Raw genomic sequence first — 25,864 nt, forward strand, 5'->3', positions numbered from 1 at the left:
CAAGACCCCGCTTGATCCATGTCCCGTATCAATCCGTCGGACGATGCAGCGGAAGATGGAGCGGACGATGCGAAAAGATTGAGCTGGGCATCGCCGTTCCGGGATGAAATTTCCACCTGCCGCTTGCCTGTTCGATCTGGACGGGCTTCTGCTCGACACCGAACCGCTGCATGGCCGGGGCTGGTCGGAAGCCGCGGCCCATTTCGGCACACGGCTGAGTGAGGCTCAATTGATGCAATTGAAGGGCCGTCGCCGACTCGACTGCGCAGCCCAGGTGAATGCATGGCTGGCCAAACCGGTGGGCGTGGAGGCCCTCTTGGCTGTGCAGCAGCCAATCGTTCGTGCCCTTCTGCCCGATGCCTCCGCGTTGCCCTCAGCGCAGGAGCTGGTGGCGCTCTGCCACAGCCGAGGAATTCCCATGGCTCTGGTCACCAGCAGCAGCCGCGTCGCCGTTGAATTCAAAGCAAGCCCTCACCCCTGGCTCGAGCAAATCCGGGAACGGGTTTATGGCGATGACCCTGACCTTGCAGCGGGCAAACCCGACCCCGCACCCTTCCTGCTTGCAGCACAGCGGCTGGGGCTCAACCCACAGAACTGCTGGGCCCTTGAGGATTCACAGGCCGGAAGCCAGTCGGCTCACCGTGCCGGATGTCAGGTCTGGCTGGTGAATGCATCCGGTTCAAGTGATCCTGACTTCACCACCAACCCCTGTGAGATCAACAGTCTTGCCGTTGTTTTAAAGCTGTTGATCAGTACAGACGGCTGAGAACAAAGTCCGGCAATTCCATCAAGGCTCTCTGGGAGGGAGACTCCGGCAGCCAAGCGATCGATTCACGGGATTCGCGAGCAAACGTTTCGGCAAGATCTCGGGTGCGTTCAATCGCTTTAGACGCCCGCACCATCTCAAGCGCTTGGTCAAGGTCACCGGGCTCTGAAAACTGGCGATCGATCAGCGGTTGCAGCGATGGATGTTCCTCAAGGGCGTAAAAGGTGGGAGCGGTGAGATAGCCACTGGCGAGATCACTTGCCGCTGGCTTTCCGAGCTGCTGGTCGCTTCCAGTGAAATCAAGGATGTCGTCAACAACTTGGAACGCCAGACCAAGCTGGCGACCAAATTGATAAAGGTTGTCGAGCTGTAACGAAGAGCAGCCGCTGAGAACGCCTGCAGCGCGGCAACTATTGGCAATCAACGATGCCGTCTTGCAGTAACTCTTTTCGAGGTAGGTCTCAAAAGTCTGGGCTGTGTCGAAGCGGTACAGGCCCTGTTTGATCTCACCATCCGCAAGATCCATGATCACGCGGCTGAGCAGCTTCACCACTTCGAGGTCATCGAGGTTGGCCAGGTGCCAGCTGGCCTGCGCGAAGAGAAAGTCTCCGGCGAGAACAGCGACGCGGGCGTCAAAGCGGCTGTGGACGGTGTCCACGCCACGCCGTGTCGATGCTTCGTCCACCACATCGTCGTGAACGAGCGAAGCGGTATGGATCATCTCTGTGATCTCAGCCAACCGTCGGTGGCGGGGTGAAAGCTCACCCTTGTCGGACAGAGCCCTGGACAGCAGCAGGACAATCCCCGGTCGCAAACGTTTACCGCCGGCGCTGAAGAGGTGCTCCGCTGCGGCCTGAAGAATGGGATGACCTGCCCCAATCAGGCTGCGCAGGTCTCCGAGCAGGGTTTCAAGGTCGTTCTCCACCGGTTGGAGTAGCTCGGTGACGGTGCTCATGACTCCCCTCGGCGCCGCGATCCTAGTGGCCCCATGCTCAGTCCTGCAGCAGCTGGAGGCTGACGGCAGGCCGCTGCCCCAGCCAGGGGGTGGCGCGCATCGCGAAGCCATCGGGGTCAGCAGTGACACAGAACCGGCAGCTCTCCAATGAAAACGGGCTTTGGATCTGCGAGATCCGGTCTGGTGGCCCTAGGAGCGCGTCCAATTGACGGGCCACTCCCATCGCCGGATCAATGATCTGGACAGACTCCGGAAGCATCTGCCGCAACAGAGGCACCATCAACGGGTAATGGGTGCACCCCAACACGATCGACTCGACGGAGGCCGCGAGCAAAGGTTCGAGATAAGCCTGCGCCGCTCGGCGCAGGTCTCCAGAGTTCATATCGCCAGCTTCGATCAGTGGAACAAACGCAGGACAGGCCTGCTCAATCACGACCGACCCGGGGTGAAGCGCTTCGATGCTGGCCCGATAAGCCGAGGAGGCAACGGTGGCCGGCGTGGCCAGCACACCAACCCGGCGGGTTTCCACCATCGCAGCGGCTGCACCAATCAGACCGATGACCGGAGCCCCGGCCTGGCCCTCAGCCACATCCCTCGCCAAGGCGTTGGTGGTGTTGCAGGCCATCACCACCGTGGTCACCTGCTGGTCACTCAGCCAACCCACCACTTCAGCAGCAATGCGACGGATGTCATCCGGTTGACGATTGCCGTAGGGCACCCGCGCCGTGTCACCGAGGTAGACGCAGGGAACCGGCCCATGACGTTCAAGCACGCGCCGGAGAACCGTCAGGCCACCGAGTCCACTGTCGAAGAATCCCAACAGTTGAGGCGTCATCGCACCTCCTGCTTGAGGTAATTGAGAATGCCGGCCGCCAGTGCCAAGGCCAACCGGCGGCGATGGTCAGCGTTCGCAAGACGCGGCGCATCAATCGCTCCAGTGACAAATCCCATCTCCACGAGGGCAGAGGGCATGGTGGTGCGACGGATCACGAAGAATCGACCTCGCCTGACACCACGATTCGGTGTGCCGGGAGACACATCCATCATCTGCTGCTGCAGATAGGACGCCAGGCGTCCAGATCGGGGGTCCGAGAAGAAAAAGGTCTCAATCCCATTCACATCCGGACGGTTCATGCTCAGCGCATTGGCATGGATGCTCACAAAGGCGGTTGCCCCTGTTCGATTCGCCAGGGACACCCGCGGCGGAAGGTCCACATCCACTTCACGCGTACGGGTCATCCGAACATCCACGCCGCGCGCCCGGAGCAGGTCTGCAACCTGCAGCGACACATCAAGAACCACGTTGGTCTCGCGCAAGCCACCAATTCCGATCGCCCCAGGATCTGGACCACCGTGACCAGGGTCGATCACGATGCGATAGCGATTACGGGCGACCGTCGGCAGCCCCGAAGGATCGACCGGCGTCCGGGTGGGACGGAATCCACTCGGCGGGAGCCAGGCCGTAGCGCGACCCGTCAAATCGCCTTCGCCAAAGTCATCGAGCCCACGGGTGGGGAGACCGGTGAAGACCAGTTCCCAGCGATCCGGAGCGGTTCCACGCAAACGCAAATCGTTGGGGTTGAGATCCACATCTGGACGGAATTCCACGACCAGACGGGTGGCACCGACGCGGGGCTTCCCCAGCCGAATTTCTCGGACGGCGCCCCGACCAGCCAACCGACGCGGGAACTTCAACTCCCCAGGAATATCAATCCAGACCCGGGTTCCACGACCATCGCTGGCAGCCTGAAAAAAGGCTTCCAACCGAGCGTTCCGGCTCGTGCGCAGCTTGAGCACCCCCTCTTCGGTGAAGGCCCAGGCCGCCAGGGCACTGGCAGCTCTGGCGGGCAAGCCCTGGGTGAAAGCAGTGCACTGCAAGGCCGCGGCCAGAAGCCAGGCCAGTCGTCGGGACGACGCTGGAGGCATGGTGCTCAGAACAGGGCGGGCTGACGATGCCGAAGGCTCGGCATCTGGCCCCGAACATGACCGAGGTGATTGGTGTTGACCGGAGCAATGGCTGCTCCAGCCTGAACACCCGCATCGGCAAGGACCGTGCCCCAGGGATCAATCACCAGAGCGTGTCCGTGGCTCTGTCGGCGACCGTGGTGGACCCCCGTCTGCGCTGGGGCAAGCACATAAGCCGTGTTCTCGATGGCCCTGGCCTGAAGAAGAACCTGCCAGTGGTCTTTTCCGGTGAACGCGGTGAATGCTGCAGGAATCATCAACAGATCTGCGCCGGCGCCGACGAGGTGGCGATAGAGCTCAGGAAACCGCACGTCGTAGCAAATGGACAGCCCCACCTTGCACAGACCAGGAATGTCGACAACAGGAGGTAAATCACGCCCCGGGTTCACCGTTGCCGACTCGCGGTAGGTGTTGCCGTCCGGCAGGTCGACATCAAACAAATGAATCTTGTCGTAACGGCCCAGGAGCATGCCGTCACGGTCGACGAGCTCTGAGCGGTTCAGCGTGCGTGATCCATCACCCACAGGCACAGGAAAGCCCCCACCAAGAAGCGCCACCTGATACCTGCGCGCCATGGTCACCAAAAAGCGACTGCACTGTTCAGCCAGCGTTGGGGCCAGTGCCAGGCGCCTGCTGTCCTCCCCCATAAAGGCGAAATTCTCGGGGAGACCAATCAGTTCGGCACCACGGCGTGCAGCCAGATCGATCTGCTCCTCAGCAGCATTGAAATTGAGCTCCGGATCCTGACTGCTCGTTAGCTGAACAGCAGCCGCCAGGAAGTCGCTCACATGAACTGATCAGATCATCGAATTTTACTGAGAGTCAGGCCGCCCGAAGCACCCCGGGTTCGACCTGTGTCGGAACGACACTGAGCTGATCAAGACCAGCACAGCAGCGGAAGTCATCATCGTGATCCCCCAGGCCAATCAAACGCTGGCCATGGGTCGCCGTGCGAAGGCACGCTTCTGGATCGGATTGCCACTGACGCCAGAGGGAAACGGCAGAGGTGAGTTCATCGTTGGCGGCGTTGCTCCCCGTGGGATCCAGCTCAAGCAACCGATGGGCCAACGCTCCAGCAGCGAGTGAATCTTCTAAGGAATAAGCACCCTCCCAACCGCTGCCAACAATTGCTAAGTGGCTGGGTTGTTTCGCCAGCAGACGCTGCGCAACGGCTTCGCGATTCGGCAGCGCCGCCGTCAAAAGCAGGGGGACTTCTCGCACACGATCCAAGGCACGCGTGCCATTGGTGGTACTCATAAACAGACGCTTGCCAGCCACCCGCTCCGGCACGACCGCAACGGGCGAATTGCCAAGGTCAAATCCCTCCAGCATCTTCCCCCCGCGCTCACCAAGCAGAAGACGCGAGTCAGCGGGCCACGCGGCTGATTCCGCCCGGAGGTCGTCGAGGCTGGCGAAGGCCTGCACGGCCTCGGCACCGTTATGCAATGCCCAGGCAATGGTGGTGGTGGCCCTCAACACATCAATCACCACCGCCGCATCAGGGCGAAGGTCCTGCGGCATTTCTGCCGGCACATGGAAGTAGGAGATCTGCATGGCCACGCTGAACACCGGCGTGCGACACAGTACCGAGACCGCTTGCGCCAAGACCGTCATCCCATGGCCATGTTCCAATCCGGTCCGGCCACCAGAGACCTGCGGGGCTTCCTGAAGCTCCTTGAGGACCGTGGTCAGTTGCGACGGATCACGGCACCTGTAGATCCCGACCTCGAGCTGGCAGCCATTGCCGACCGGGTCCTGAGCCAGGGAGGTCCGGCCTTGCTGTTCGAGAACGTGATCGGCTCCTCGATGCCGGTGGCCGTCAACACCCTCGGCACCGTGGAACGGGTGGTCTGGAGCATGGGTCTCGAACGGGCTGAACAACTGGAGGAGCTGGGTTCACGTCTCGCTTTGCTTCAACAACCCAGACCACCCAAAGGCCTCCAGGAGACCAAACAATTTGCCCGCGTCTTCTGGGATCTGGTCAAGGCCAAACCCGACCGCGACCTCACACCCCCCTGCCGGCAGCAGGTGTTTCGCGGCGATGAGGTCAATCTCGACAACATTCCCCTGATCCGCCCCTGGCCAGGTGATGCAGGGGGTGTGATCACCCTTGGCCTGGTGATCACCAAGGATCCCGAAACCGGGGTCCCCAACGTGGGCGTCTATCGACTTCAAAAACAGTCGTTGAACACGATGACCGTGCACTGGCTGAGTGTGCGTGGAGGAGCACGCCACCTGCGCAAAGCCGCAGCCATGGGCAAGAAACTTGAGGTAGCGGTGGCCATCGGAGTGCACCCGTTGCTGGTGATGGCCGCTGCAACGCCAATTCCCGTGCAGCTGAGTGAATGGCTGTTTGCGGGGATCTACGCCGGTGAGGGCGTTCGTCTGGCTCCCTGCAAAACAATCGACCTGCAGGTGCCCAGCCACAGCGAAGTGGTGCTGGAAGGAACGATCACTCCTGGCGAAGTGCTGCCGGATGGGCCCTTCGGAGATCACATGGGGTTCTATGGCGGTGTGGAGGACTCACCTCTGGTGCGCTTCCACTGCATGACCCAACGCCGTGATCCGGTGTTTCTCACCACCTTCAGCGGCCGCCCTCCGAAGGAAGAAGCGATGTTGGCTATCGCGCTGAACCGGATCTACACACCGATCCTGCGGCAGCAGATTCCGGAAATCACCGACTTCTTCCTGCCGATGGAAGCGCTCAGCTACAAGCTGGCGGTGATCTCGATCGACAAGGCTTATCCGGGGCAGGCCAAGCGTGCTGCCATGGCGTTCTGGAGTGCCCTGCCGCAATTCACTTACACCAAATTCGTGGTGGTGGTGGACAGCCACATCAACGTGCGCGATCCACGCCAGGTGGTCTGGGCCATCGCGGCCCAGGTGGATCCCCAACGTGACCTCTTCACCCTGGAGAACACGCCCTTCGACACGCTGGACTTCGCCAGCGAACAACTGGGCCTGGGAGGACGACTGGCCATCGATGCCACCACCAAGGTCGGACCCGAAAAGAACCACGACTGGGGCGAACCTCTGAGCCGTCCGGCAGATCTGGAACAACGGGTCAGCGACCGCTGGTCTGAGCTGGGTCTGGATGACCTCGGCGACGACGACCCCGATCCCAGCCTGTTCGGCTATGCCCTCGACCGACTGATTCAGGGCCTGAAGACCGGCCAATAGGATCAGCCCAACGACGTTGCGACCTTGAGCGGCACAGGCCAATCCGATGACCCCCGTGAGCTCAAGGCCGGAGGAAGCCTCAAGGGACGCGTGAAAGTCCCCGGCGATAAATCGATCTCGCATCGATCCCTGCTGTTTGGCGCCATCGCCGAGGGCACCACAACGATCGATGGTCTGCTCCCAGCAGAAGACCCCCTGAGTACAGCCGCCTGCCTGCGGGCGATGGGCGTCACCATCAGCCCCATCACCGACGGCGGCATCGTCACCGTTGAGGGCGTGGGCCTGGATGGATTGCAGGAGCCCGCAGAAGTACTCGACTGCGGTAATTCCGGCACCACCATGCGACTGATGTTGGGTCTGTTGGCGGGCCGCGACGGTCGACATTTCGTGCTGGATGGCGACGCATCCCTGCGCCGCCGCCCGATGCGTCGTGTGGGCCAGCCGTTGGCCTCGATGGGTGCTGATGTGCGCGGCCGTGATGGGGGCAACCTGGCCCCTCTTGCGGTGCAGGGGCGACGCCTCAAAGGAACCGTGATCGGTACGCCGGTGGCCAGTGCTCAAGTCAAGTCGGCCCTGCTCCTAGCCGCCCTCACGGCGGAGAGCCCGACCACCGTCATCGAACCGGCGCAGTCCCGCGATCACAGCGAACGGATGCTGAACGCCTTCGGCGCTGATCTGACGGTGGGCGGCGAAATGGGTCGGCACATCAGCGTGCGTCCCGGCGCCACCCTGCATGGCCAGAACGTGGTTGTGCCCGGGGACATCAGCTCAGCAGCCTTCTGGCTTGTCGCTGGAGCCCTCATTCCAGGAGCCGATCTCACCATCGAGAATGTGGGGCTCAACCCAACACGTACCGGAATCCTGGAGGTGTTGGAGCAGATGGGTGCACAGATCGACGTGCTCAACCCCCGCGATGTGGCGGGCGAACCTGTCGGCGACCTGAGGGTGACCCACGGACCCTTGAAACCGTTCCACTTCGGCGAGGAAATCATGCCCCGCCTCGTGGATGAGGTGCCCATCCTCAGTGTCGCCGCCTGTTTCTGCGACGGCGAAAGTCGGATCAGTGGGGCGTCTGAACTGCGGGTCAAAGAAACCGATCGTTTGGCGGTGATGGCCCGCCAGCTGAAGGCCATGGGGGCCGACATTGATGAACACGAGGACGGCATGACCATCCGCGGCGGGCGACCACTCAAGGGAGCCGTGCTGGACAGCGAAACCGATCACCGGGTGGCGATGAGCCTTGGCGTCGCAGCGATGCTGGCCGATGGGAACTCCAGCCTGGCGAGAAGCGAAGCGGCAGCCGTGTCTTATCCCTCGTTCTGGGACGAGCTTGAGCGGCTCCGCTGCTGACCTCGGCGCTCTCCGCGTCTACCCGACAGCGGATGGAAGCTTCAGCCTGCACAGTGATCATTTTGGAGAGGCTTTTCACAACTCCGCGGGAGCTCTGAATGAGGCCCGAGCCAAGTTCGTCCAGCCTGCGGAGCTGCAGCGCTTCCGCAACGGCCATGCCCTAAAAATCCTGGATGTCTGCCTGGGCCTTGGGTACAACACGGCCGCCGTGTTGGAGGCCCTGCCGACGGCAGAACCCGTCGTTCAATGGTGGGGACTGGAACTGGACCGACGGCCCTTGGAACAGGCCCTCGACCAGGCGAGCTTCCACTCCCTTTGGCCAGCTCCTGTGCTTGCCAAGCTTGAAGCGATCCGCGACCACGGCGGCTGGCAGGAGAACAACAGCCGCGGGATTCAGCTCTGGGGGGATGCCCGAGCGACGCTCCAGGAGATTCCTAAGCCCGTTCGCTTTGATCTGGTGCTGTTGGACGCCTTCTCCCCCCAGCGCTGCCCTGAGCTGTGGAGCGAGGAATTCCTGGGAGCCCTGGCGCGACGCCTGGAGCCACAGGGGCGGCTGCTGACCTACAGCCGGTCCGCCGCGGTGCGGGCCAGCCTGAAGCGAGCAGGCTTGCGTTTGTTTTCACTACTGCCAGCCCCGGGCGAGCGAGCGGGCTGGAGCAGCGGCACGCTGGCCACGCCACCGGACTCCGCCTGTCCGCAGGATGGACCCGGTTGGCGCCCTCTTTCCGCCATGGAGTGGGAACACCTGCAGACGCGGGCAGCAGTGCCGTTCCGTGATCCCCAGGGCAATGCCACGGCTGATGCCATCCTTCAGCGCCGCCGTGAAGAGCAGCAGCATTGCGGCTATGAGCCCACCAATGCCTGGCAAAGACGGTGGCGCAGGGACAGTGCCTCTTGAGCCCGGTAGATTCCGGCCGTCTTCCCCCCGCTCCACATGCTCGCCGTAGCCGTTCTGGCCGCTGGAAAAGGCACCCGCATGAAGAGCGCACTCCCGAAAGTGCTCCAACCCCTGGCGGGAGCCACCCTGGTGGAACGGGTACTCGCCAGTGCCCGCAACCTGCAACCGGAACGGCGGCTGCTGATCGTGGGACATCAAGCCGAACGGGTGGAGCAGCAGCTGGCCCCGCTGGAAGGCCTGGAATTTGTCCTGCAGCAGCCCCAGAACGGCACGGGCCATGCCGTTCAGCAACTGATTCCTTCGCTACAGGGCTTTGAAGGCGAACTGCTCGTGCTCAATGGCGATGTACCGCTGCTGAGGAGCGAAACGGTGGACGCGCTGGTGCAGCAGCATCGGGTCAGTGGTGCTGATGTCACCCTGCTGACAGCACGGCTCGCTGATCCCACCGGTTACGGACGTGTGTTCGCCGATCCCGACGGCAGGGTGAGCGGAATCATTGAGCATCGCGATTGCACGAACGAGCAACGCAGCAACAACCTCACCAACGCCGGCATCTACTGCTTCAACTGGAGGGCTCTGGCCGACGTTCTGCCGAAGCTCAGCACCGACAACGATCAAGGGGAGCTTTACCTCACCGACACGGTGGCAATGCTGGCGAAGGCCATGCACCTGGAAGTGGCTGACGCCGATGAAGTAAATGGCATCAACAACCGGCGGCAACTGGCCCAGTGCGAGGCCCTGCTGCAGCAGCGGCTGCGCCACCACTGGATGGACGAAGGCGTCACCTTCATTGATCCCGAAAGTTGCACCCTGAGTGAAGGCTGCAGCTTTGGCCAGGACGTGGTGATCGAACCGCAGACTCACTTCCGCGGTGACTGCGTGATTGGCGACAACTGCCGGATTGGCCCCAGCAGCCTGGTGGAGAACGCGTCTCTTGGGGCCAACGTCAACGTGGTGCACTCGGTGGTACGGGAGGCCAACGTGGGCAACGATGTCGTCATCGGCCCCTTTGCCCACCTCAGGCCGGCCGCGGACGTCGGCGATGGCTGCCGAATCGGCAACTTCGTCGAGGTGAAGAAAAGCCAGCTAGGTGCTGGCACCAAGGTGAACCACCTCAGCTACATCGGTGACGCCAATCTCGGGGACAACGTCAACGTGGGCGCCGGCACGATCACCGCCAACTACGACGGGGTAAACAAGCACCGCACCGTGATCGGCAGCAACAGCAAAACGGGTGCCAATTCCGTGCTGGTGGCCCCCGTCAACGTCGGGGAACAAGCCACCATCGGCGCCGGATCAACGATCACCAAGGATGTGGCCGATGGAGCACTGGCGATCGGACGCGCCCGCCAGATGACCAAGGAGGGCTGGGCCAAACGAAAGGTTTAGTACAGCTCTCTTACAGCCGTGGCAACAGCGGAATCAACCGCTCTAGGGCAACGCCTCGGCTGGCCTTCAGCAGCAGCACATCTCCGGAGGTCAGCCAGGCCGAGAGGGGAGCTGCTGCTGCTTCCGGGCTAGACACCAGCTGAAGATTGGGCAGCGATGCCGCCACCTCAACCATCGCCGCCCCCTCCGCACCAGCATCCACAAGCACTAGGCCGTCCAACCCAAGCTGAACGGCACGGGCCGCGACCTCACGATGCAACTCGAGGCTGCGTTCCCCAAGTTCCAACATGGTTCCCAGCACGGCAAAACGACGCCCCGGTTGAGCAGCCAACAGGTCAAGGGCCGCTAGAACCGCCTCGGGCGAAGCGTTGTAGGTCTCATCCAGGAGAGTCAACCCACCCTGTTGCAGGCGGCGGTTGCGCCCGCCAGGCACCATCACCTGCATCCCCGTTAACGCCTTGGGGGATACACCCAGCTGATCGGCTACAGCCATGGCCAGCAGCAGATTTCGGGCGTTGTGGCGCCCCTCAAGCTGTAGTGGGAGACGATCACCATCGATCAGCAACTGATTCCCATCAATGGCACCGATCAGATCGGCATCAGCCAGATCAGCATCGACCTGGGGATCGTCGACAAGGCGCACCCGCAACACGCGGCCTGACCAAACCGCTGCCAGGGCTCTCTCCAGCAGAGGATCACCGGCGGGAATCACCACGGTTCCCTTCGGATGAAGCCCAGCGGTGATTTCACACTTTGCGGCCGCAATCGCCTCGCGACTGCCGAGACGACCAATGTGGGCCGTTCCGATGTTGGTAATCACCGCTAGATCGGGCTCCGTGCAACCGGAGAGACGTTCAATCTCCCCAGGCCCTCGCATGCCCATCTCAATCACCAGGGCACGGTGATCAACATCGGCCTTCAACACCGTGAGTGGCACACCCACGTCGTTGTTGTTGTTGCCTTCACTGGCCTGAATCGGCCCCAGCGGTGCCAATGCCGCCCGTATCAATTCCCGCGTTGTGGTTTTGCCCGCCGAGCCTGTGACAGCCACCAGGGGTTGAGCCAGGAAGCGGCGATGCAGCAAGGCCAACTGCTGATAGGCCAGGAGTGTGTCGTCGACCCGCCAATGCAGCAGATTCGGCGGCAGCGGCTGAGCCCAGCTGCGGTTCACAACAGCTGCCTGACCCTCCCGTTCAGGGAGTTGATCGAGGAAGTGATGGCCATCAAAACGCTCACCAACCAGGGGGACAAAGAAATCACCCACCTGGAGCTGACGGCTGTCGGTACAGACTCGTCCCAAGGCGGTATCGGGTTCAAACGTGCCGCCCTCAGGTGTTCCCCAGGCATCGATCAGCTGACGCAGCGTCAGGGTCATGCCACCAACCCGAGATCAAAGAGGATCATGCCGCCCCCAACCCGAGCCGACCGCCCCAGCAGTTCGCCCTGTTCACTGAGCAACTGAAGACTGGAGTAGTCCAGATCGAGGGCGGATTGCAGCCAGCTGGAGGCGAGGGTCTGACGCTGGTCGACCGCCATCTGCTCCCACACGTCGACGGACAACTCCAACAGCAAGCGATCCTGCTCCGGAACGGGCTTGGCAGAACGAAGGAGTCCCTCGGGAACAGCTGTGTCCTGAAACAAGTCAAAGAGGGGATCAAAACGGAGTTGGGGCTGGGAAGGCTCCTCTTGTTCCAAAGCCAGCGCGGATTGCAACGGCGCAGGCACGGGTGACGGTTCCTCCGCCATGGGCTGTGGTGCTGGAATCAACTCAAGATCGGGCACCGCAAGGGGAGACTCCCGTGGCCTCTCGACCGGCTCCTGACGTGGATCGGTGCTGGCATGGGTCTGCCACCAACGCAGGCCCGCTACGGGAAACAACAACAGCAACACCAGCAGCAAGGGCCAAAAGCTGGGGGCCAGATCCCGAGGCCAGAAGCCTGGGACCGACAGGTCACCTTCTCGGTTGCGGCGCCAGAGCTCCTGGAACCGCAGCCGCAGATCGGCAGCCATGGCCTGCAGATTGCGTCCGAACTCCCGCCAAGGGCTGACGTAGGGAGCCGGAAGGTTGCCTGACAGCTCCCCGCTCTGGGGCTCAGATCGGGCCTCAGATTGGGAGTCAGATCGGGCGGGCTCGCTCAAACTCAACTGGATCGACGACCGAAGAGACGGTTCAGGGGATTACGACCAGCGGAGGGCATCCCAGAGGGAGCGATGGCCTCTTCAGGCTGGTCTTCAGAACGGGATGGATCTGCGGATTGCCCCTGAGAGAACTGTTCCACAAGGGCAGCATCCGGTGTGGGCTCTTTGATTCCACAGACGTCCTTGTACATGAGGTCGTAATCGACAGCGGAACGATCCCAGCTGTAGTCCTCATTCATGCCGCGTTTCTGCAGCTCGACCCAGCTATCGCGATGGCGGAAGGCCTCCCAGGCCCGCACCAAGGCCGTGTAGAAATCAATCGCTTCAAAACGATCGAAGCAGAATCCAGTGCCGCTCTCGGCAGCGGGGATGTGAGGCGGAACCGTATCGACAAGACCACCAACCTTGCGGACCACGGGGACCGACCCGTAGCGCATGGCATAAAGCTGGCTGATGCCACAGGGTTCAAAACGGCTGGGCATCAGGAAGGCATCACTGCCGGCGTAAATCAACCGCGACAGATCATCGTCATAGGTAAGGAAGACGGCGCATCTGCCTGGGTGACGCGAAGCGAGTTGCCAGAGACCGGATTCCAGCCCGCGATCACCGGTCCCCAGTACAACAATCTGCGTGTCGGTGTAGGCCAACAGTCGATCAGCAACCTGCAGCAGAAGATCGACTCCCTTCTGGTCGACGAGACGACTGACCATGCCGAGAACAAAGGCGTCCTGCCTCACCTCGAGCCCCATCCGCTCCTGGAGCACTTGCTTGCACACCGCCTTGCCGGACAGATCATCGGCACTGAAATTCGCCGGCAATGATCTGTCGGTCGCAGGATTCCAGGCATCGAGATCGATGCCGTTCAGGATGCCGCGCAGTTTGCCCGAAATGAAGTTGAGCAGACCATCCAACTTTTCGCCGTACTCCGCCGTGCGGATTTCCTGGGCGTAGGTGGGAGACACCGCATTGACGCGTTCGGCGTAAAGGAGAGCCGCCGCCATCGTGTGGTCCCCTTGCATGTACCAAGGGCACCAGGTCATCCGATCGAGTTTCCAGCGCCAGGGGCCCTGGTACTTGAGGTTGTGGATCGTGAACACCGTGCTGATTTCCGGGTCCTGATGCATCCACACCGGGATCATCCCGGTGTGCCAGTCATGGCAGTGCAGCACCTGGGGTTTCCAGACATTCCAGGAAAATTCAGCAGCGGCGCTGGCGAAAAAGGTGAAGCGCCAGTCCTCGTCGTCACCGCCGTAGACGCGCTCAGGGTCGAACACCGGGTGACCCACCAAGTAGATGGTCATCCCATTGGTGGGGTGCTTTGTTTCGTAGACGGCAAACTCAGTGCCCATCGTCTGAGCCCGCCAGATCGGATCCGCCGGCACGTTCAGGCGATTCCAAAGCTTGGCGTAGCCCGGCATGATCAGGCGCACGTCATGGCCGAGCTTGGCCAATGCCGGTGGGAGGGACCCGACCACATCGCCCATCCCTCCGACCTTGATCATCGGGGCGCATTCCGCTGCAGCGAAAAGGATGCGCATGTCTGAGATCGGCGTTGGCGCGGCGACTTTAAGGGGAATTTACGAATCTGTTACGTCAGGGGAGCACTGTCACCTGAGTTCCAAGCGACACCTGGCGATACAGGGCACTCACATCCTCGTTGTAAAGCCGCACACAGCCATGGGAAACGGCCCGTCCCACCGTCCAACGGTGGGGGGTGCCATGGAACCCCGTGGTGGTGCATCCCTTGATAGTGATCCAGGCCTCTCCGTCATGGGCATCACGGCCCATGCAGTCACGATGGAAGGCGATCCAGTGGCTCCCCAAAGGATTGTCTGGCCCCTGCTCCTCAACGCGCTTACCAGTGACCGGATGGACCCACACCGGATTTGGGATCTTCTGCAGCACTTCAAAACGGCCAGAGGGGGTCTCCCAACCAGGCATGCCGATGGCCACAGGGAAGGCGTTGCGCAAGTTGCCGTTATCGAGCAAGAACACACGGCGACGGCTGCGCAGCATCACGACATGGCGATTGGATTGCCCACGCAAATCCTGAGGCAGTGACGCCAGGCCAGCCGGGACTGAATCCATGGCGGCCGCCTGAAGCAGAGGCAGCGGATCCGGCAGAGGAAGAGGCAACATGCCCGTCAAGGTAACCAGCCTATTTCTGAAAAATCCGGCGGCCTCTTCTCAAGAAAGGCATTGCGACCTTCCAACGCTTCTTCCGTTCTGTAGAAGAGATGGGTGGCATTGCCGGCCAACTCCTGCAGCCCGGCGAGGCCATCGGTTTCGGCATTGAAGGCGGCCTTGAGGCAACGTATGGCCGTGGGGCTGTGCTGCAGCACCTCCCGGGCCCAACGCACCCCCTCCGCCTCCAGCTGATCCAACGGCACCACGGCATTAACAAGCCCCATCTCCAGAGCCTCCTTGGCGCCATAGCGTCGGCAGAGAAACCAGATTTCACGGGCCTTGCGCTGACCAACCACCCGCGCCAGGTAGCCCGCACCAAAGCCGCCGTCGAAACTGCCGACCTTGGGTCCGGTCTGGCCAAACACGGCGTTATCGGCGGCCAAGCTGAGGTCGCAGAGCAAATGCAGCACCTGGCCACCGCCCATGGCGTAGCCAGCCACCAGAGCGATCACCACCTTGGGCAGGCTCCGGATGATGCGCTGCAAATCCAGCACGTTCAGGCGCGGCAGGCCGTCCTCGCCGACATAGCCGCCGTCGCCGCGAACACTTTGATCACCACCGGAGCAGAAGGCATAACCACCATCAGGGGCCGGGCCAACGCCGGTGAACAGCACCACACCAATGTCACGGTCATCCCGGATGCGCGTGAAGGCATCACAGAGCTCCATCACCGTCTGCGGGCGGAAGGCATTCCTCTTGGCAGGGCGATTGATGGCCACACGAGCCAGGCCGTCTGCGCAACGGTCCACCAGGATGTCCTCGTAGGTGCCCCAGGGTGTCCATCGCGCCGATGGAACACCAGGGAGCACCTGACGGAAGTCACTCATCGGGTTCAGTGCACGCTGCCTTCATTCTGAGCAGCGATGCGCAGCTGCTGACGCAAGGCGGCATCACGACCACGGTCGGTGCACAGCCGCAACAACACCGGTCGCTGCAACGACAACCCCCAGGCCAAGGCCTCCTGGAGGTCATCCAGACAGGCCACCTGGCGCCCGGGGACGCCATGGGCTGCCGCCAAGGCCAGGGGATCCACCTGCTGGGGCATGGCGAAGAGTGATTCGAAGCCCGGTGTGGCAATGGGCAGCTGCTGAAAAATGCCACCACCGCCGTTATCGATCAGCAGCACCAGCAGTGGAGGTGGGGCTGCTGCAGAGGAGGCATGCAACCAGCCGTTGCTGTCATGCAGGAGCGCAAGATCACCGGTTACCAGAGCCAGCGGGCCAAGATTCACCGCCAGGCCCATGGCAAGGGACAAGGTGCCATCAATGCCGGAAGCTCCGCGGAAACTGAAGCAACGGTGGCTGCTGCTGGCAGGGCCGCTCCAGGTCAACCAGTCACGCACCGGTGAGCTGGCGGCCAACATCACCGGCAACTGACCTGGCAGCAGCTGGGGAAGCCAGTAGGCAAGGGCGGGTTCGTTGACCGCGCCGCTCAAGGGCAGCTGGGCCTCGATCCACGGCGAGAGATCGTTTCTCCCCGCCGATGGCTTCGGCGTTGCGTCCGGGTCTGGGTGTTGGGGCATCCAGGCAGCCATGCCTCCAGACCACTGGCTGGCGCACCGCAGCGGATCAAGAGGCCTTGGATCTCCTTCCGTGATCAACAGCTGAGGGCCCTGATGGCGCTGAAGCCAGGCCTCCAGCCGCCGGCTGGCGGGCATCGGCCCAAGCCGCAGCACCTGAGCGTTCTCAGGCAAGGCCAGCTCATCCAACTGCAGCTCCCAATGCTCGATGCGGTTGGGGCACTCGGCGGCAAGGGCGGCGAGGGGATCCGCCAGCACAGGCCAGCCGCTGACGTTCAACCAGCGACTCACAGCTTGTTGGTAGGGCGCCAAAGCAGGTGAAAGTCCACGCCAAGCCCCGGCAATCACTACCCCAGGGCGCTCAGGATCAAGGCGAGGCGGAGGCGCAATCTCGGGCGAAGGCTCAGGGCAAGCCGTGGATAAACAGGCACCCGAGACGAGCTGTTGTTGCTGCTCGAGAGTGGTGTGCAGCGGCTCCTCGAAGGGCAGGTTGAGCTGCACAGGGCCCGGTGGGCCACTGCCTGCCCCCTGGGCCTGCTGCCAAGCCTGAACCGCCAGGGCGTTGAGGGCTTCGTTGGCCTGCATATGAACACCATCTGCCGCTCCACTGCCGAACCAGCGGCAGGCCGCGAGGAGGAAAGATTCCTGATTAACGGTCTGGTTGGCGCCGCAGTTTTTGAGCCGGACGGGGCGATCCGCCGTGAGCAGCAGCAAAGGCTGACAGGAACGGTCCGCCTCCACCGCAGCGGGCAGCAGGTTGGCCACCGCGGTGCCGGAGGTGGTGACAACAGCCACGGCACGGCCGCCGGCGGTCGCCATGCCGAGAGCCAGAAACGCGGCCGACCGCTCATCGATGGCCGTGACCAACTGCAGCTTCGCCTGGGACGCCAACACTCCCGCCGCTGTTGCCAGGGGGCCGGACCGGCTGCCAGGGCAGAGCACCAACTGCTTCAGCCCCTGGAGGCACAACGCCTCAAGCAAGGTGAGAGCGGCCTGCAAATTGGTGCGGGCGGTGGACAGTGCAGCAGGCCAGGCTGGTGTGATCTTCGGTCAACGATGACCCAACCCACGACACCAGCTCCAGGAGAAGACAGCAAGGGCTTCTGGCGCAATTTGATTCTCTGGGCCCTGCTGGCGCTGCTGCTGCGCTGGTTGGTGGTGGAACCGCGCTGGATTCCCTCCGGCTCGATGCTGCCCACCCTGCAATTGCAGGACCGCATCCTGGTGGAGAAAGTAAGGCCACGCCTCGCTCGCAGCCGCCACGGCCATCTGCACCGGGGCGATGTGGTGGTGTTTGCTCCGCCGGAGCGGCTCGTGGCCGCTGGCTATGACGCATCAGCAGCGCTGATTAAACGGGTGGTGGGCCTGCCTGGCGATCAGCTGGAAGTACGCGACGGGACCTTGATTCGCAATGGATCACCGCTGGTGGAGCCCTGGCTGAGGGAAGCGATCGATTACGACATGGCTCCGATCACCGTGCCGGCGGATCAACTGTGGGTCATGGGTGACAACCGCAATGCCAGCCTTGATTCCCATCTCTGGGGATCACTCCCAGAAACCAATGTGCTGGGCACGGCGGTTTGGCGGTATTGGCCGCTGCAGAGGTTCGGTCCGATACGGATCCCCGACACCAACGCTGGCGGTTGAGACCGAGGGCTTGCGTTAGTGTCAGGGCCGTGATGTACATCACAGAGAATGTTTAACCCCGAGTTTCTGACAACTGACAGCAGTGACGGTCAAGCGGGGAACAGCCTGATCCAGTACCTGCAGGAGCAATCGCCAGACACTTTGCAGCGGGTCGCCAAATCAGCAAGCAACGATATTCAAGACATCATTCGCCATAACGTTCAGGGGCTGCTGGGAATGCTCCCTGGCGAGCACTTTGAGGTGAAGGTGACAGCCAACCGCGACAACCTCGCCAACATGTTGGCCTCAGCGATGATGACTGGGTATTTCCTGCGCCAAATGGAACAGCGCAAGGAGCTGGAAGAAACGCTGTTCGCTGATGAACAGATGGCGATCGAGCCGGAAGACGAGCTCAAGCTTTGATCACGGGTTGATCAGGCACGATGCCCAGATCCAGCAAACGCTGATCAATGGATCCAAGAAATTCCCAGTTCTCTGAACTGGGGGCCCAGTCCCGCTGTTGCAATGACGTGAGCAGTTGTTCAACGGTTTCGGGCGTGAATGTGACTGGCGCGCTGTAGTGGGCCGGCACCAGCCAGCGCAACTCAGCCAGGTCACCCAGCTCGTGCAACCAACGCAGAAGTGCGGCCTGTGCCCTAGGCAACACCAACCGCTCGAGCACCGGGGCCACCTGCAGCCTTGGGGCTTCGCTGCCCATCAAGCCATCGGCTGCAGCCTGCCAACCCGGCAGCCAGCGGAAGGGATAGAGACCGAAGTGGGCCCGCAGAGAGCGAAGCCCGGGCTTGAAGGCATCCCGGAGCAGCTCCGGCAGACCTGGAACTTCCAGCGGTTCCGGTCTCAAATAGGAGGCAAAGAGAACTAATCGGGCCCAGCCACGGCGGCGGGCCTCTGCCGAATCGGTGAGCGGCTCATCTCCGCGTTCACGGGCATGGAACAACAGCGGCGTTGGGTCGAGATCGAACAAGGCCGGGGGTTCGGCACTGATCCCCACCAGGGCATCGGTCACCAAAAGAGCCCCTGACGGGCGATGGAAGCAGGAGACTTCCTGGAAGCGACCGACGCCAAGGTCGAGCGGTCCGAGGGTCAACCATTCACAAACATCGCCATGGGGGAGACCATCGTCGAACAACACCTTGGTGCGGCCTGCCGGAACGCCCAGCCAGGCCAGGGGCAACTGCACCGGAAAGCTCCACTGGCCCGGACACACCCACACCTCCGCATCAGGGAAGGCGCGTGCCAAGGGGCCTAGGGGAAGCTTGTGCTCCAAACCAGACGCGGTGGGCAGCACGATCGAGCGCACCGGACCGTGCTGTTGTTCAAGGCCGGCGATGGCTTGGCGGACCTCTCCGGTGGGCGGCAAGGGGTTCACCAACATCAAGCCACCGGGCACCTTGGCCACGGTGAGCCGCACGGGCACCGCAACGTAATACACGCCTTGAAGCTGCTCAAGGCTCCAGAGCTGGCCTGGGATCAGCCCCCTGAACACCGTGCGACGGCGGCCATAGGGGTAGAGGGGCAGCAGCGGCCACCACGGCCAGACCTGATCGTCTCGCGAGACGCCCTCAGTTGCACTCAGATCTCCTGCCATGACTAGATTTTGCTGTCTCGTGGTCTCAAGTTGTGCAACTGGGCACAACCTTGTGAAAGTGGCTTTAGGGACAAATCAGGGATAGACTAGGCGTGCAAGCCACTCTGTCCCTGTATGACAGCAGCCACTGGGCTTCGCCGCAACAGCGCGAGGCTGAAGGGCCTAGCCAAGTATCTCCGCAGCAAGCACTCTGACCGCTTCGGTCTGTCACTGCGACGCAAGACGAGGCCCAGTGGAGAAGAGTTGATCTATCTGACCTTCAACACCAGGCCTGACGGAAGCGGTGACCAGAAGTGGCTGAAGTTGAACGCGTCATACCAAGACGGGGACGTCGTGATCTCAACTGCCGTCGACACGGCACTCGCAGAGTTCGACAACAACCTCAAAAGGAATGCGGGTGGCCCCGTAGGCAGCTCGCTGGGGGTTTACCAACGACAAGCCTTAGGTCGTATCGAAAACTCAGGGAATTCTGAAAAACACGCTGCGCGACGAGTGAAATGGCTGAAGTCCTGCGTTCAGTGGCTTTCAGAGAACAACGGAAGGGCCACCAGCAGAGATGACCTTCTGCGTTGGATCCAGAGCTGGCCAGCCGAAGCGCGGAGCCGCCGCGATGCAATCTCCGCAGCTTGCCTGTTGTTCGACATCGCTACGGATGGGAAACGACTCAATCCCGGCAGAGAAAACGGATATCAAGAACCTGCTGCAGGGCAGGGAAAACCAGTTGACCCCGCCGAAATACAGCGAATCATCCTGGGGCTTTGGGATCGCTCTCAAACCTCAGAGCTTGCTCAGGCATGCGCCTGGATCACCACATGGGTGGCCTTAACGGGTGCCAGAGGGGCCATGGTGATGGCCTCGGAATTGTTGTGGAAAGAACCTGGTCAGGTTGAAGTTGCTGTAGGTAGCTACGTGCGCTGTCGCGACAGCAAACGAGGCAGAAACCGACCAGCGAATCTTTGTCCGTCCTGGCGGGGCTTAATGGAGAGCGTCGGCGTTGAACGACTGCAACGGCCACCTGTCCGCCTCCGCCAAGCCGCAAGTCCCTGGGATGAAAAGCCCACTCAGGATCAGCAACGGAGAACAGAACACGAACTTGGAGCCGTTCATGGCTGGCTCTGGAGAGAGCTGTCTGACGAGAAAGGCCTCAAGGCAGACCGAGAAATTATTGGACTGCGCACACTGCGACATAACGCTGCACGACGCCTCCTGGAGGTGAAGCAATTGGACCTGCTTCAGATCGCCGGCCTGCTCTCTACATCCGAAGAGATGTTGAGGCGCACCTATGCCGACCATCACCGATTCCGGTCACACGAAATCATTCGCGAAGTCTTCGGGTGAAAACCCAACAATTCAAATTTGATCCAAAGCTCTCCCTCAACCGAGGGATGCGAAAAAGAACAGCTCAGAACAACACTGTGAAAAGGCCCTGCGTCAGAGCAACAAAGCGTGTTTCACCTCAGACCACCACTGCCAAACTGGGCACTACTGGTGGATTGGAGGGCAATGGCGAAGGCGGTGCGTGAGGCAGGGAGGTATTGCTTGAGCTTCACCGCCGCCGGCCTCAAGCCAGAGCTCGCCGCGGTGATGGCTCGCACCCATGCTGAAACAGGCAATTGGAAAGAAACGCGTGCCCTTGTGCTGGAACGCAATGCACTGCAAACCCGCTCGCTGGCCAGCGCCAAACGGCTTGAAACCGAATTGCGACAGCGCCTCCAACTGCTCAGTGATGAGCAACTCAAGCTTTTGGCTGAGGGATCCAGCGATGACCGATTAGCTATGGCGTGGCTGGCTGTGCTGAAGCGCATCCAACTCACCGTGGAGCTGACACGCGATCTCTTGCTGGACAAACTGGAAGGAGGTGATGCCCTGCTCAGACGATCTGACATGACTGGCTTCTATGAGGCCTCCGAGCAGCAGCATCCAGAACTTCAGGCCCTGTCAGTGAGCTCCCAGCAAAAGGTGCGCTCCACTGTTCTATCGATGCTGCGGGAAGCGGGATTGCTGGAGGGCAAAACCAGCCGCTCTGGCCAACTCGGCACGGTGCAACGCCCAAGCCTCAGCCCACAAGCTCTCGCTTTAATTGGCGATGACCCCGATCTGCGGGCCGGGTTTCTGCTGAAGCCGAAGCAGCGGAGGGCAAGGCGATGAGCAGCAGCATCAAAGGCCTCGATCAACGCCTGCAAGACATCCTGCAGCGGCCCGAATTCCTGGAGATGCGCGGCGTCGCCAAGGAAGTGCCGATCTTCATCCAGACCTACAGCCCCGCCGATGACGATGAGCTGCGGCGTGTTGTGGATGGCACAGAGCAGGTGCTGCGCCAACAGGGCATCCGGGTGAAACACGTGGATCTGTTTGAGCTGGTGTTGGAGTTACTCGACGCGAAGGGGTATCTGGATGTGGTGTTGGAGGAAGAGCCTGAGTGGAGCAAAAGCGATCTGTTCGACACCCTTCAAAACGTCGCTGAACCCACCAGCGCCCTGGTGCCGAAGCTGATGGAGGCCCTCGGCGACGACAGCCAAGTGAGCCTGATCACCGGATCAGGCCGGGTCTATCCCTTCCTGCGCACCCACACCATCCTTGAGGCCCTGCAACCGGCGATGGTGCGCCACCCGGTGGTGATCTTCTTCCCCGGCGAATACAAACAAGACGCCGATGGCGGTTCGTACCTGCGGCTGTTTGGCACCAGCACCGCCAGCAAGATCGAAAACCCCCATTACCGCGCCACCAACCTCGACTACTTCGGCAGCACCGAATCATGACCGCCACCACCATCCAAGAGCTGTTCGAAAAACCGGTTGATCGGCCGATTGATGGCGTGATCAAGGCCGACGACGAACGCCATCTGCAGATCGAACTGGATGAATACGTCGTCACCCGCGAAGTGGCGAAGGGGCTGAATGTGTTCACAGAGGCCTACCTGCACAACCCCACCGCCAATGGTGTGTGGATTTCAGGCTTCTTTGGCTCTGGCAAGTCGCACCTGCTGAAGATGCTGTCGCTGATGCTCGACAGCGAGAAGCAGGTTGAAGACCAACGGCCTGCGGAAATCCTGCTGCCAAAGGTCGACGACGAGATCCTGCGCGCCGATCTGAAGAAAGCCACCGCGATTCCATCGCGCAGCCTGCTGTTCAACATCGATCAGAAGTACGACGGCATCGGTGGCACCCACGAAGCACCCGTGCTGGAGGTGTTCATGAAGGTGCTGAATGAGCTGCAGGGCTATTACGGCAACCAGGGCTATGTGGCGCAGCTCGAGCACGACATGGCCACCCGGGGCGAGTTCGAGCCGTTCCAGCAGACCTACGCCCGAGTCAACAACCGTCAGTGGAGTGACGACCGCGATGCCGTCGCCACGGTGACCAAGCGCAAATTCGCCAAGGCCTATGCCGAGCACTTCGGCGGCAGCGACGACGACGCGATCCGGGTCATCAACGACGCCAAAGAGAACTACCGCCTTTCAATCGAAGGCTTTGCCGATCGGGTGCGGGAGTATCTCGATCAGCAGGAACCCGGCTTCCGGCTCAACTTTTTTGTGGATGAGGCCGGCCAATTCATCGGTCAGGAACGCAGCCGCCTGCTCAACCTGCAGACCGTGGTGGAGAGTCTGGCCACCGCCACCAATGGCAGGGCCACGGTGTTCATCACCTCCCAGGCCGATCTGGAAGGGGTGCTCGGACAGGTGAAGTTTGAGCAGGCTGATGACCTCAGCAAGATCCAGGGCCGCTTCAAAACCAAGCTGTCGCTCGCTAGCGCCGATGTGCAGGAGGTGATCCAACGGCGGCTGCTGGCCAAAACCCCCGAGGAACCCGAGCAACTGATTGAGATCTACGAGCGGGAACAGGAGAACTTCAAAACCCTGTTCCGCTTCAGCGACGACTCACGCCAACTGAAGGGCTGGAGTGATTGCCAAACCTTCTGCGGTCTCTACCCCTTCCATCCCTACCAACTGGCTCTCTTCCAGGAATCGATCCAAAGCCTGGCGTCCCATAGCATTTTTGAAGGCCGCAACATGGCCGTGGGTGAACGCTCGATGCTCTCGGTGTTCCAAGACGTGGCCAAGGCGATCAAGGAACTTCCTGTCGGGCGGCTGGCCAGCTTTGATCAGCTCTACGACGGCATCAGCGGGGTAATCCGCGCCGACAAAAAGCAAACGATGGCGACCGCCCAGAACCAGGTCTCCGATCTGGAGCTGCGCATCCTCAAAGCTCTGTTCCTGCTCAAGTGGGTGCCGCAGTTCAAGAGCACGGCGCGCAACATCGCCATCCTGCTGATCAATCAGCCCAACTTCGACATCCGCAGCCATGAGCAGGGAATCAAAGATGCGCTGATCAACCTCGAACGCCAGAGCTATCTGCAACGCAACGGCGAGGTTTACGAGTTCCTCACCGACAAGGAAAAAGATGTGGAACAGGAGATCAAGCGGGAGGAGGTGGGTTACTCCCAGGTGCTCAAGCAGCTTCATGGGATCGTCTTTGACGACGTGCTTGGCTCGACGGGCAAGGTGCGCTTTGAAGACAACAACAACGACTACGCCATCGCCCACAAAATTGATGACGGTTTGGTGTCACGTAAAGATGCCGCTATTGCCATCAATCTGATTACTCCTGAGCACGGCAATTACGGCAACGACGCAGTACTGGTCGGCAACAACATGGGCGGGGTGGAACTGATGGCGATCCTGCCCGATCAAGACAGTTTGCTCAATCAACTGCGCAGCTATCTCAAAACCGATCTCTATATCAAAAAGAACAGCGGAAGCGACGATGATCTGCTGGAATCAATCCTTGCTGCACGTGGGCGGCAGAACACAGATCGGCGCAATGCACTTGAAGGGATCGTCAAGGAGCAATTACGCATTGCCCAATTGATTGTGAACGGGCAAACCCTCTCCGTTGGCGAGGGAGAACCCAAAACACGCTTTGGCAAGGCCTACCAAGAGCTGATCCGTTCGGCTTATCCGAACCTGAAGATGATCCGCGGGGTCTTCAACGAAAGCAGCATCAGCAAGGTGATTGAAGACCAAGACGATCTGCTCGAGGGCTCAGCGATCCAGCTTTCAGAAGCGGAAGACGCAGTTCTCACCGAGGTGTTCCGCAACCAAAACAGTGGTGAACGGCTCAGCGCCGATACGTTGGTGCGCAAGTTTGAAGGGCGCCCCTACGGCTGGAGCCAGTGGGCCACGCTCACCTTCATCGCTCGCCTGTACCGACTGAACAAGTTGGAACTGCGGGAGAAGGAACTGCTCAGCGATCGGGAAGTGATCGAAGCGCTGTGCAACAGCCGCAAGCTGGGCGGCGTAACGATCCGCAAGCAGGAGGCCTACGACCCCAGCCAGATCAATGCTCTCAGGAAATTCCACCGTGAGCTTTTCGGAAGTGAAAGCAGCGGCACTGAGGCTCGCAGCACCTGCGAGGCCTTCCGCTGCGCAATGAAAGATGAACTACAAGATCTCAACACCATGGCGGCGCAGGCAGAGATCTATCCCTTCCTTGATGCCGTGAAGCCGTGGGCCACGAAGGCCAAAGCGATGGCCGAAAAGGAGAACAGTTATCTGCTTACCCAGCTCGACGACTTCAAAGACGACTGGCTGGACGCGGAAGAAGACCTACTTACGCCGCTGAAGCAATTCCTCAACGGCAACCAGAAGAAGATGTACGACGCAGTGAGAGCCTTTGCGGCGAAGTACAGCGATGAATTCAGCAGCTTGCCGGCCGAGCAGCTGCAACCGATCACCGAGTTGCTTGAAAGTTCAACGCCCTATGCCGGTGGCCTGATCCCCAAGGCCAACAACGCGCTAACCGCCCTGGAGCAAAAGCTGCAGGAGCAGCTGAAACAGGCCCGCGAAGACGCTGAAGTTTCACTGGAGCAGCAGGAAAACCAACTCAAGGCGGGAAAAGACTTTCAAGCGCTCACACCTGAGCAGCAGGGGCAGGTGTTGCAAGCCTGCGCAGCCGCCAAGGCCGACCTGCAGAACGCATCAAAACCGAGTGCGGTGACGTTGCGCTTGAACCGCTACCGAGACACCGACAAGCCACAGCAGTTGGCAACCATTGCCCGACTCACAGCGCCAAGCGCTGGTAATGGAGGCGATGACAAACCAGCGATCAAGGTGGTGCCAGCTTCCAGCCTGCAGCCCAACTGCAACCTCAGCCAGATCACCAACAGCGCTGATCTGGAGCAATGGCTCAGTGCCTTGAAGCAGGCCGCAGAAGCGGAGCTCATTCAAGGCCATCGCATCAGCCTTTAAGCCTCAAGCCGTTCATTCCATATCTCCACACCTA

At 61.2% G+C, this 25,864-nt stretch carries 23 protein-coding genes; 11 read left to right on the forward strand and 12 right to left on the reverse strand.

Features of this window, described 5'->3' with window-relative positions:
- Window positions 1-103 precede the first annotated feature (103 nt).
- On the forward strand, window positions 104-766 hold the full coding sequence (locus tag NCN06_RS03340; protein WP_226398961.1) for an HAD family hydrolase: 663 nt from the start codon (window positions 104-106) through the stop codon (window positions 764-766).
- On the opposite strand, the gene sds is transcribed toward NCN06_RS03340, so the two are convergent.
- From sds to NCN06_RS03365, 5 genes are read right to left on the reverse strand one after another with little or no spacing between them, the layout of a single operon-like run.
- On the reverse strand, window positions 750-1,721 hold the full coding sequence (sds, locus tag NCN06_RS03345) for a solanesyl diphosphate synthase (protein ID WP_226398962.1): 972 nt from the start codon (window positions 1,719-1,721) through the stop codon (window positions 750-752). The two genes, NCN06_RS03340 and sds, sit on opposite strands and share 17 nt — an antisense overlap.
- 37 nt (window positions 1,722-1,758) lie before the next feature.
- The gene (gene murI / locus NCN06_RS03350) at window positions 1,759-2,556 is read right to left on the reverse strand and encodes a glutamate racemase (protein WP_226398963.1); all 798 of its coding nucleotides are present in this window, start codon (window positions 2,554-2,556) and stop codon (window positions 1,759-1,761) included.
- Window positions 2,553-3,647, reverse strand: coding sequence for an N-acetylmuramoyl-L-alanine amidase (locus tag NCN06_RS03355; RefSeq protein WP_166018149.1), 1,095 nt, complete (start codon window positions 3,645-3,647; stop codon window positions 2,553-2,555). The genes murI and NCN06_RS03355 overlap by 4 nt, the downstream gene beginning before the upstream one ends.
- Before the next feature lie 5 nt (window positions 3,648-3,652).
- On the reverse strand, window positions 3,653-4,474 hold the full coding sequence (locus NCN06_RS03360) for a carbon-nitrogen hydrolase family protein (protein ID WP_115023402.1): 822 nt from the start codon (window positions 4,472-4,474) through the stop codon (window positions 3,653-3,655).
- A gap of 34 nt (window positions 4,475-4,508) precedes the next feature.
- Entirely contained in the window at window positions 4,509-5,240 is a 732-nt protein-coding gene (locus NCN06_RS03365; RefSeq protein WP_115023404.1) for a 2-phosphosulfolactate phosphatase family protein, read from the reverse strand.
- A gap of 63 nt (window positions 5,241-5,303) precedes the next feature.
- Here NCN06_RS03365 and NCN06_RS03370 point away from each other — a divergent pair, with 63 nt between their 5' ends.
- The 4 genes from NCN06_RS03370 to glmU are packed head-to-tail and all read left to right on the forward strand — an operon-like array spanning window position 5,304 to window position 10,503.
- A complete protein-coding gene (locus NCN06_RS03370; RefSeq protein WP_115023405.1) occupies window positions 5,304-6,866 on the forward strand; it encodes a UbiD family decarboxylase in 1,563 nt (520 codons plus the stop codon).
- Window positions 6,867-6,890: 24 nt separating this feature from the next.
- A complete protein-coding gene (aroA, locus tag NCN06_RS03375; protein ID WP_226398964.1) occupies window positions 6,891-8,216 on the forward strand; it encodes a 3-phosphoshikimate 1-carboxyvinyltransferase in 1,326 nt (441 codons plus the stop codon).
- Entirely contained in the window at window positions 8,197-9,114 is a 918-nt protein-coding gene (locus tag NCN06_RS03380) for a tRNA (5-methylaminomethyl-2-thiouridine)(34)-methyltransferase MnmD (protein WP_250398650.1), read from the forward strand. The genes aroA and NCN06_RS03380 overlap by 20 nt, the downstream gene beginning before the upstream one ends.
- A 36-nt stretch (window positions 9,115-9,150) precedes the next feature.
- Window positions 9,151-10,503: a bifunctional UDP-N-acetylglucosamine diphosphorylase/glucosamine-1-phosphate N-acetyltransferase GlmU gene (glmU, locus tag NCN06_RS03385; protein ID WP_226398966.1), complete on the forward strand. Its 1,353-nt coding sequence runs from the start codon at window positions 9,151-9,153 to the stop codon at window positions 10,501-10,503.
- Between the two features lie 10 nt (window positions 10,504-10,513).
- Here the strand turns inward: glmU and NCN06_RS03390 are convergent, their stop codons facing one another.
- Genes NCN06_RS03390 through menD form a run of 6 tightly spaced genes read right to left on the reverse strand, consistent with a single transcriptional unit; the run spans window position 10,514 to window position 17,347 of the window.
- The gene (locus tag NCN06_RS03390) at window positions 10,514-11,878 is read right to left on the reverse strand and encodes a UDP-N-acetylmuramoyl-tripeptide--D-alanyl-D-alanine ligase (RefSeq protein ID WP_250398651.1); all 1,365 of its coding nucleotides are present in this window, start codon (window positions 11,876-11,878) and stop codon (window positions 10,514-10,516) included.
- The gene (locus tag NCN06_RS03395; RefSeq protein WP_250398652.1) at window positions 11,875-12,642 is read right to left on the reverse strand and encodes a hypothetical protein; all 768 of its coding nucleotides are present in this window, start codon (window positions 12,640-12,642) and stop codon (window positions 11,875-11,877) included. The genes NCN06_RS03390 and NCN06_RS03395 overlap by 4 nt, the downstream gene beginning before the upstream one ends.
- Window positions 12,643-12,644: 2 nt before the next feature.
- The gene (gene glgA, locus NCN06_RS03400) at window positions 12,645-14,180 is read right to left on the reverse strand and encodes a glycogen synthase GlgA (protein ID WP_166018130.1); all 1,536 of its coding nucleotides are present in this window, start codon (window positions 14,178-14,180) and stop codon (window positions 12,645-12,647) included.
- 55 nt (window positions 14,181-14,235) lie between these two features.
- Entirely contained in the window at window positions 14,236-14,781 is a 546-nt protein-coding gene (locus NCN06_RS03405; protein WP_226398969.1) for a L,D-transpeptidase, read from the reverse strand.
- 5 nt (window positions 14,782-14,786) lie between these two features.
- Window positions 14,787-15,656, reverse strand: coding sequence for a 1,4-dihydroxy-2-naphthoyl-CoA synthase (menB, locus tag NCN06_RS03410; RefSeq protein WP_250398653.1), 870 nt, complete (start codon window positions 15,654-15,656; stop codon window positions 14,787-14,789).
- A 5-nt stretch (window positions 15,657-15,661) separates the two neighbouring features.
- Entirely contained in the window at window positions 15,662-17,347 is a 1,686-nt protein-coding gene (menD, locus tag NCN06_RS03415) for a 2-succinyl-5-enolpyruvyl-6-hydroxy-3-cyclohexene-1-carboxylic-acid synthase (protein ID WP_226398971.1), read from the reverse strand.
- A gap of 57 nt (window positions 17,348-17,404) precedes the next feature.
- On the opposite strand from menD, the gene lepB reads away from it, so the two are divergent.
- Both lepB and NCN06_RS03425 read left to right on the forward strand, forming a co-directional pair.
- Window positions 17,405-17,995 (forward strand): signal peptidase I, encoded by a 591-nt coding sequence (gene lepB, locus NCN06_RS03420; protein WP_226398972.1) that lies wholly within the window; start codon window positions 17,405-17,407, stop codon window positions 17,993-17,995.
- Between the two features lie 48 nt (window positions 17,996-18,043).
- On the forward strand, window positions 18,044-18,397 hold the full coding sequence (locus tag NCN06_RS03425; protein WP_115023423.1) for a DUF760 domain-containing protein: 354 nt from the start codon (window positions 18,044-18,046) through the stop codon (window positions 18,395-18,397).
- On the opposite strand, the gene NCN06_RS03430 is transcribed toward NCN06_RS03425, so the two are convergent.
- Window positions 18,387-19,583 (reverse strand): DUF4336 domain-containing protein, encoded by a 1,197-nt coding sequence (locus NCN06_RS03430; RefSeq protein WP_250398654.1) that lies wholly within the window; start codon window positions 19,581-19,583, stop codon window positions 18,387-18,389. The genes NCN06_RS03425 and NCN06_RS03430 overlap by 11 nt on opposite strands.
- A 114-nt stretch (window positions 19,584-19,697) precedes the next feature.
- On the opposite strand from NCN06_RS03430, the gene NCN06_RS03435 reads away from it, so the two are divergent.
- The 4 genes from NCN06_RS03435 to brxC all read left to right on the forward strand — a co-directional run bounded on the left by NCN06_RS03435 (window position 19,698) and on the right by brxC (window position 25,830).
- Window positions 19,698-20,921 carry a hypothetical protein gene (locus NCN06_RS03435; RefSeq protein ID WP_250398655.1) on the forward strand — a complete coding sequence of 408 codons (1,224 nt, stop codon included), beginning with the start codon at window positions 19,698-19,700 and terminating at the stop codon, window positions 20,919-20,921.
- Between the two features lie 108 nt (window positions 20,922-21,029).
- Entirely contained in the window at window positions 21,030-21,731 is a 702-nt protein-coding gene (locus NCN06_RS03440; protein ID WP_250398656.1) for a BrxA family protein, read from the forward strand.
- Entirely contained in the window at window positions 21,728-22,342 is a 615-nt protein-coding gene (locus tag NCN06_RS03445; RefSeq protein ID WP_250398657.1) for a DUF1788 domain-containing protein, read from the forward strand. The genes NCN06_RS03440 and NCN06_RS03445 overlap by 4 nt, the downstream gene beginning before the upstream one ends.
- Window positions 22,339-25,830, forward strand: coding sequence for a BREX system P-loop protein BrxC (gene brxC / locus NCN06_RS03450; RefSeq protein ID WP_250398658.1), 3,492 nt, complete (start codon window positions 22,339-22,341; stop codon window positions 25,828-25,830). Before NCN06_RS03445 ends, brxC begins: the two co-directional genes overlap by 4 nt.
- Window positions 25,831-25,864: the final 34 nt, after the last annotated feature.

Origin of the sequence: Synechococcus sp. MU1648, from assembly GCF_023630615.1 — a bacterium.
Classification (GTDB): Bacteria; Cyanobacteriota; Cyanobacteriia; order PCC-6307; family Cyanobiaceae; genus Parasynechococcus.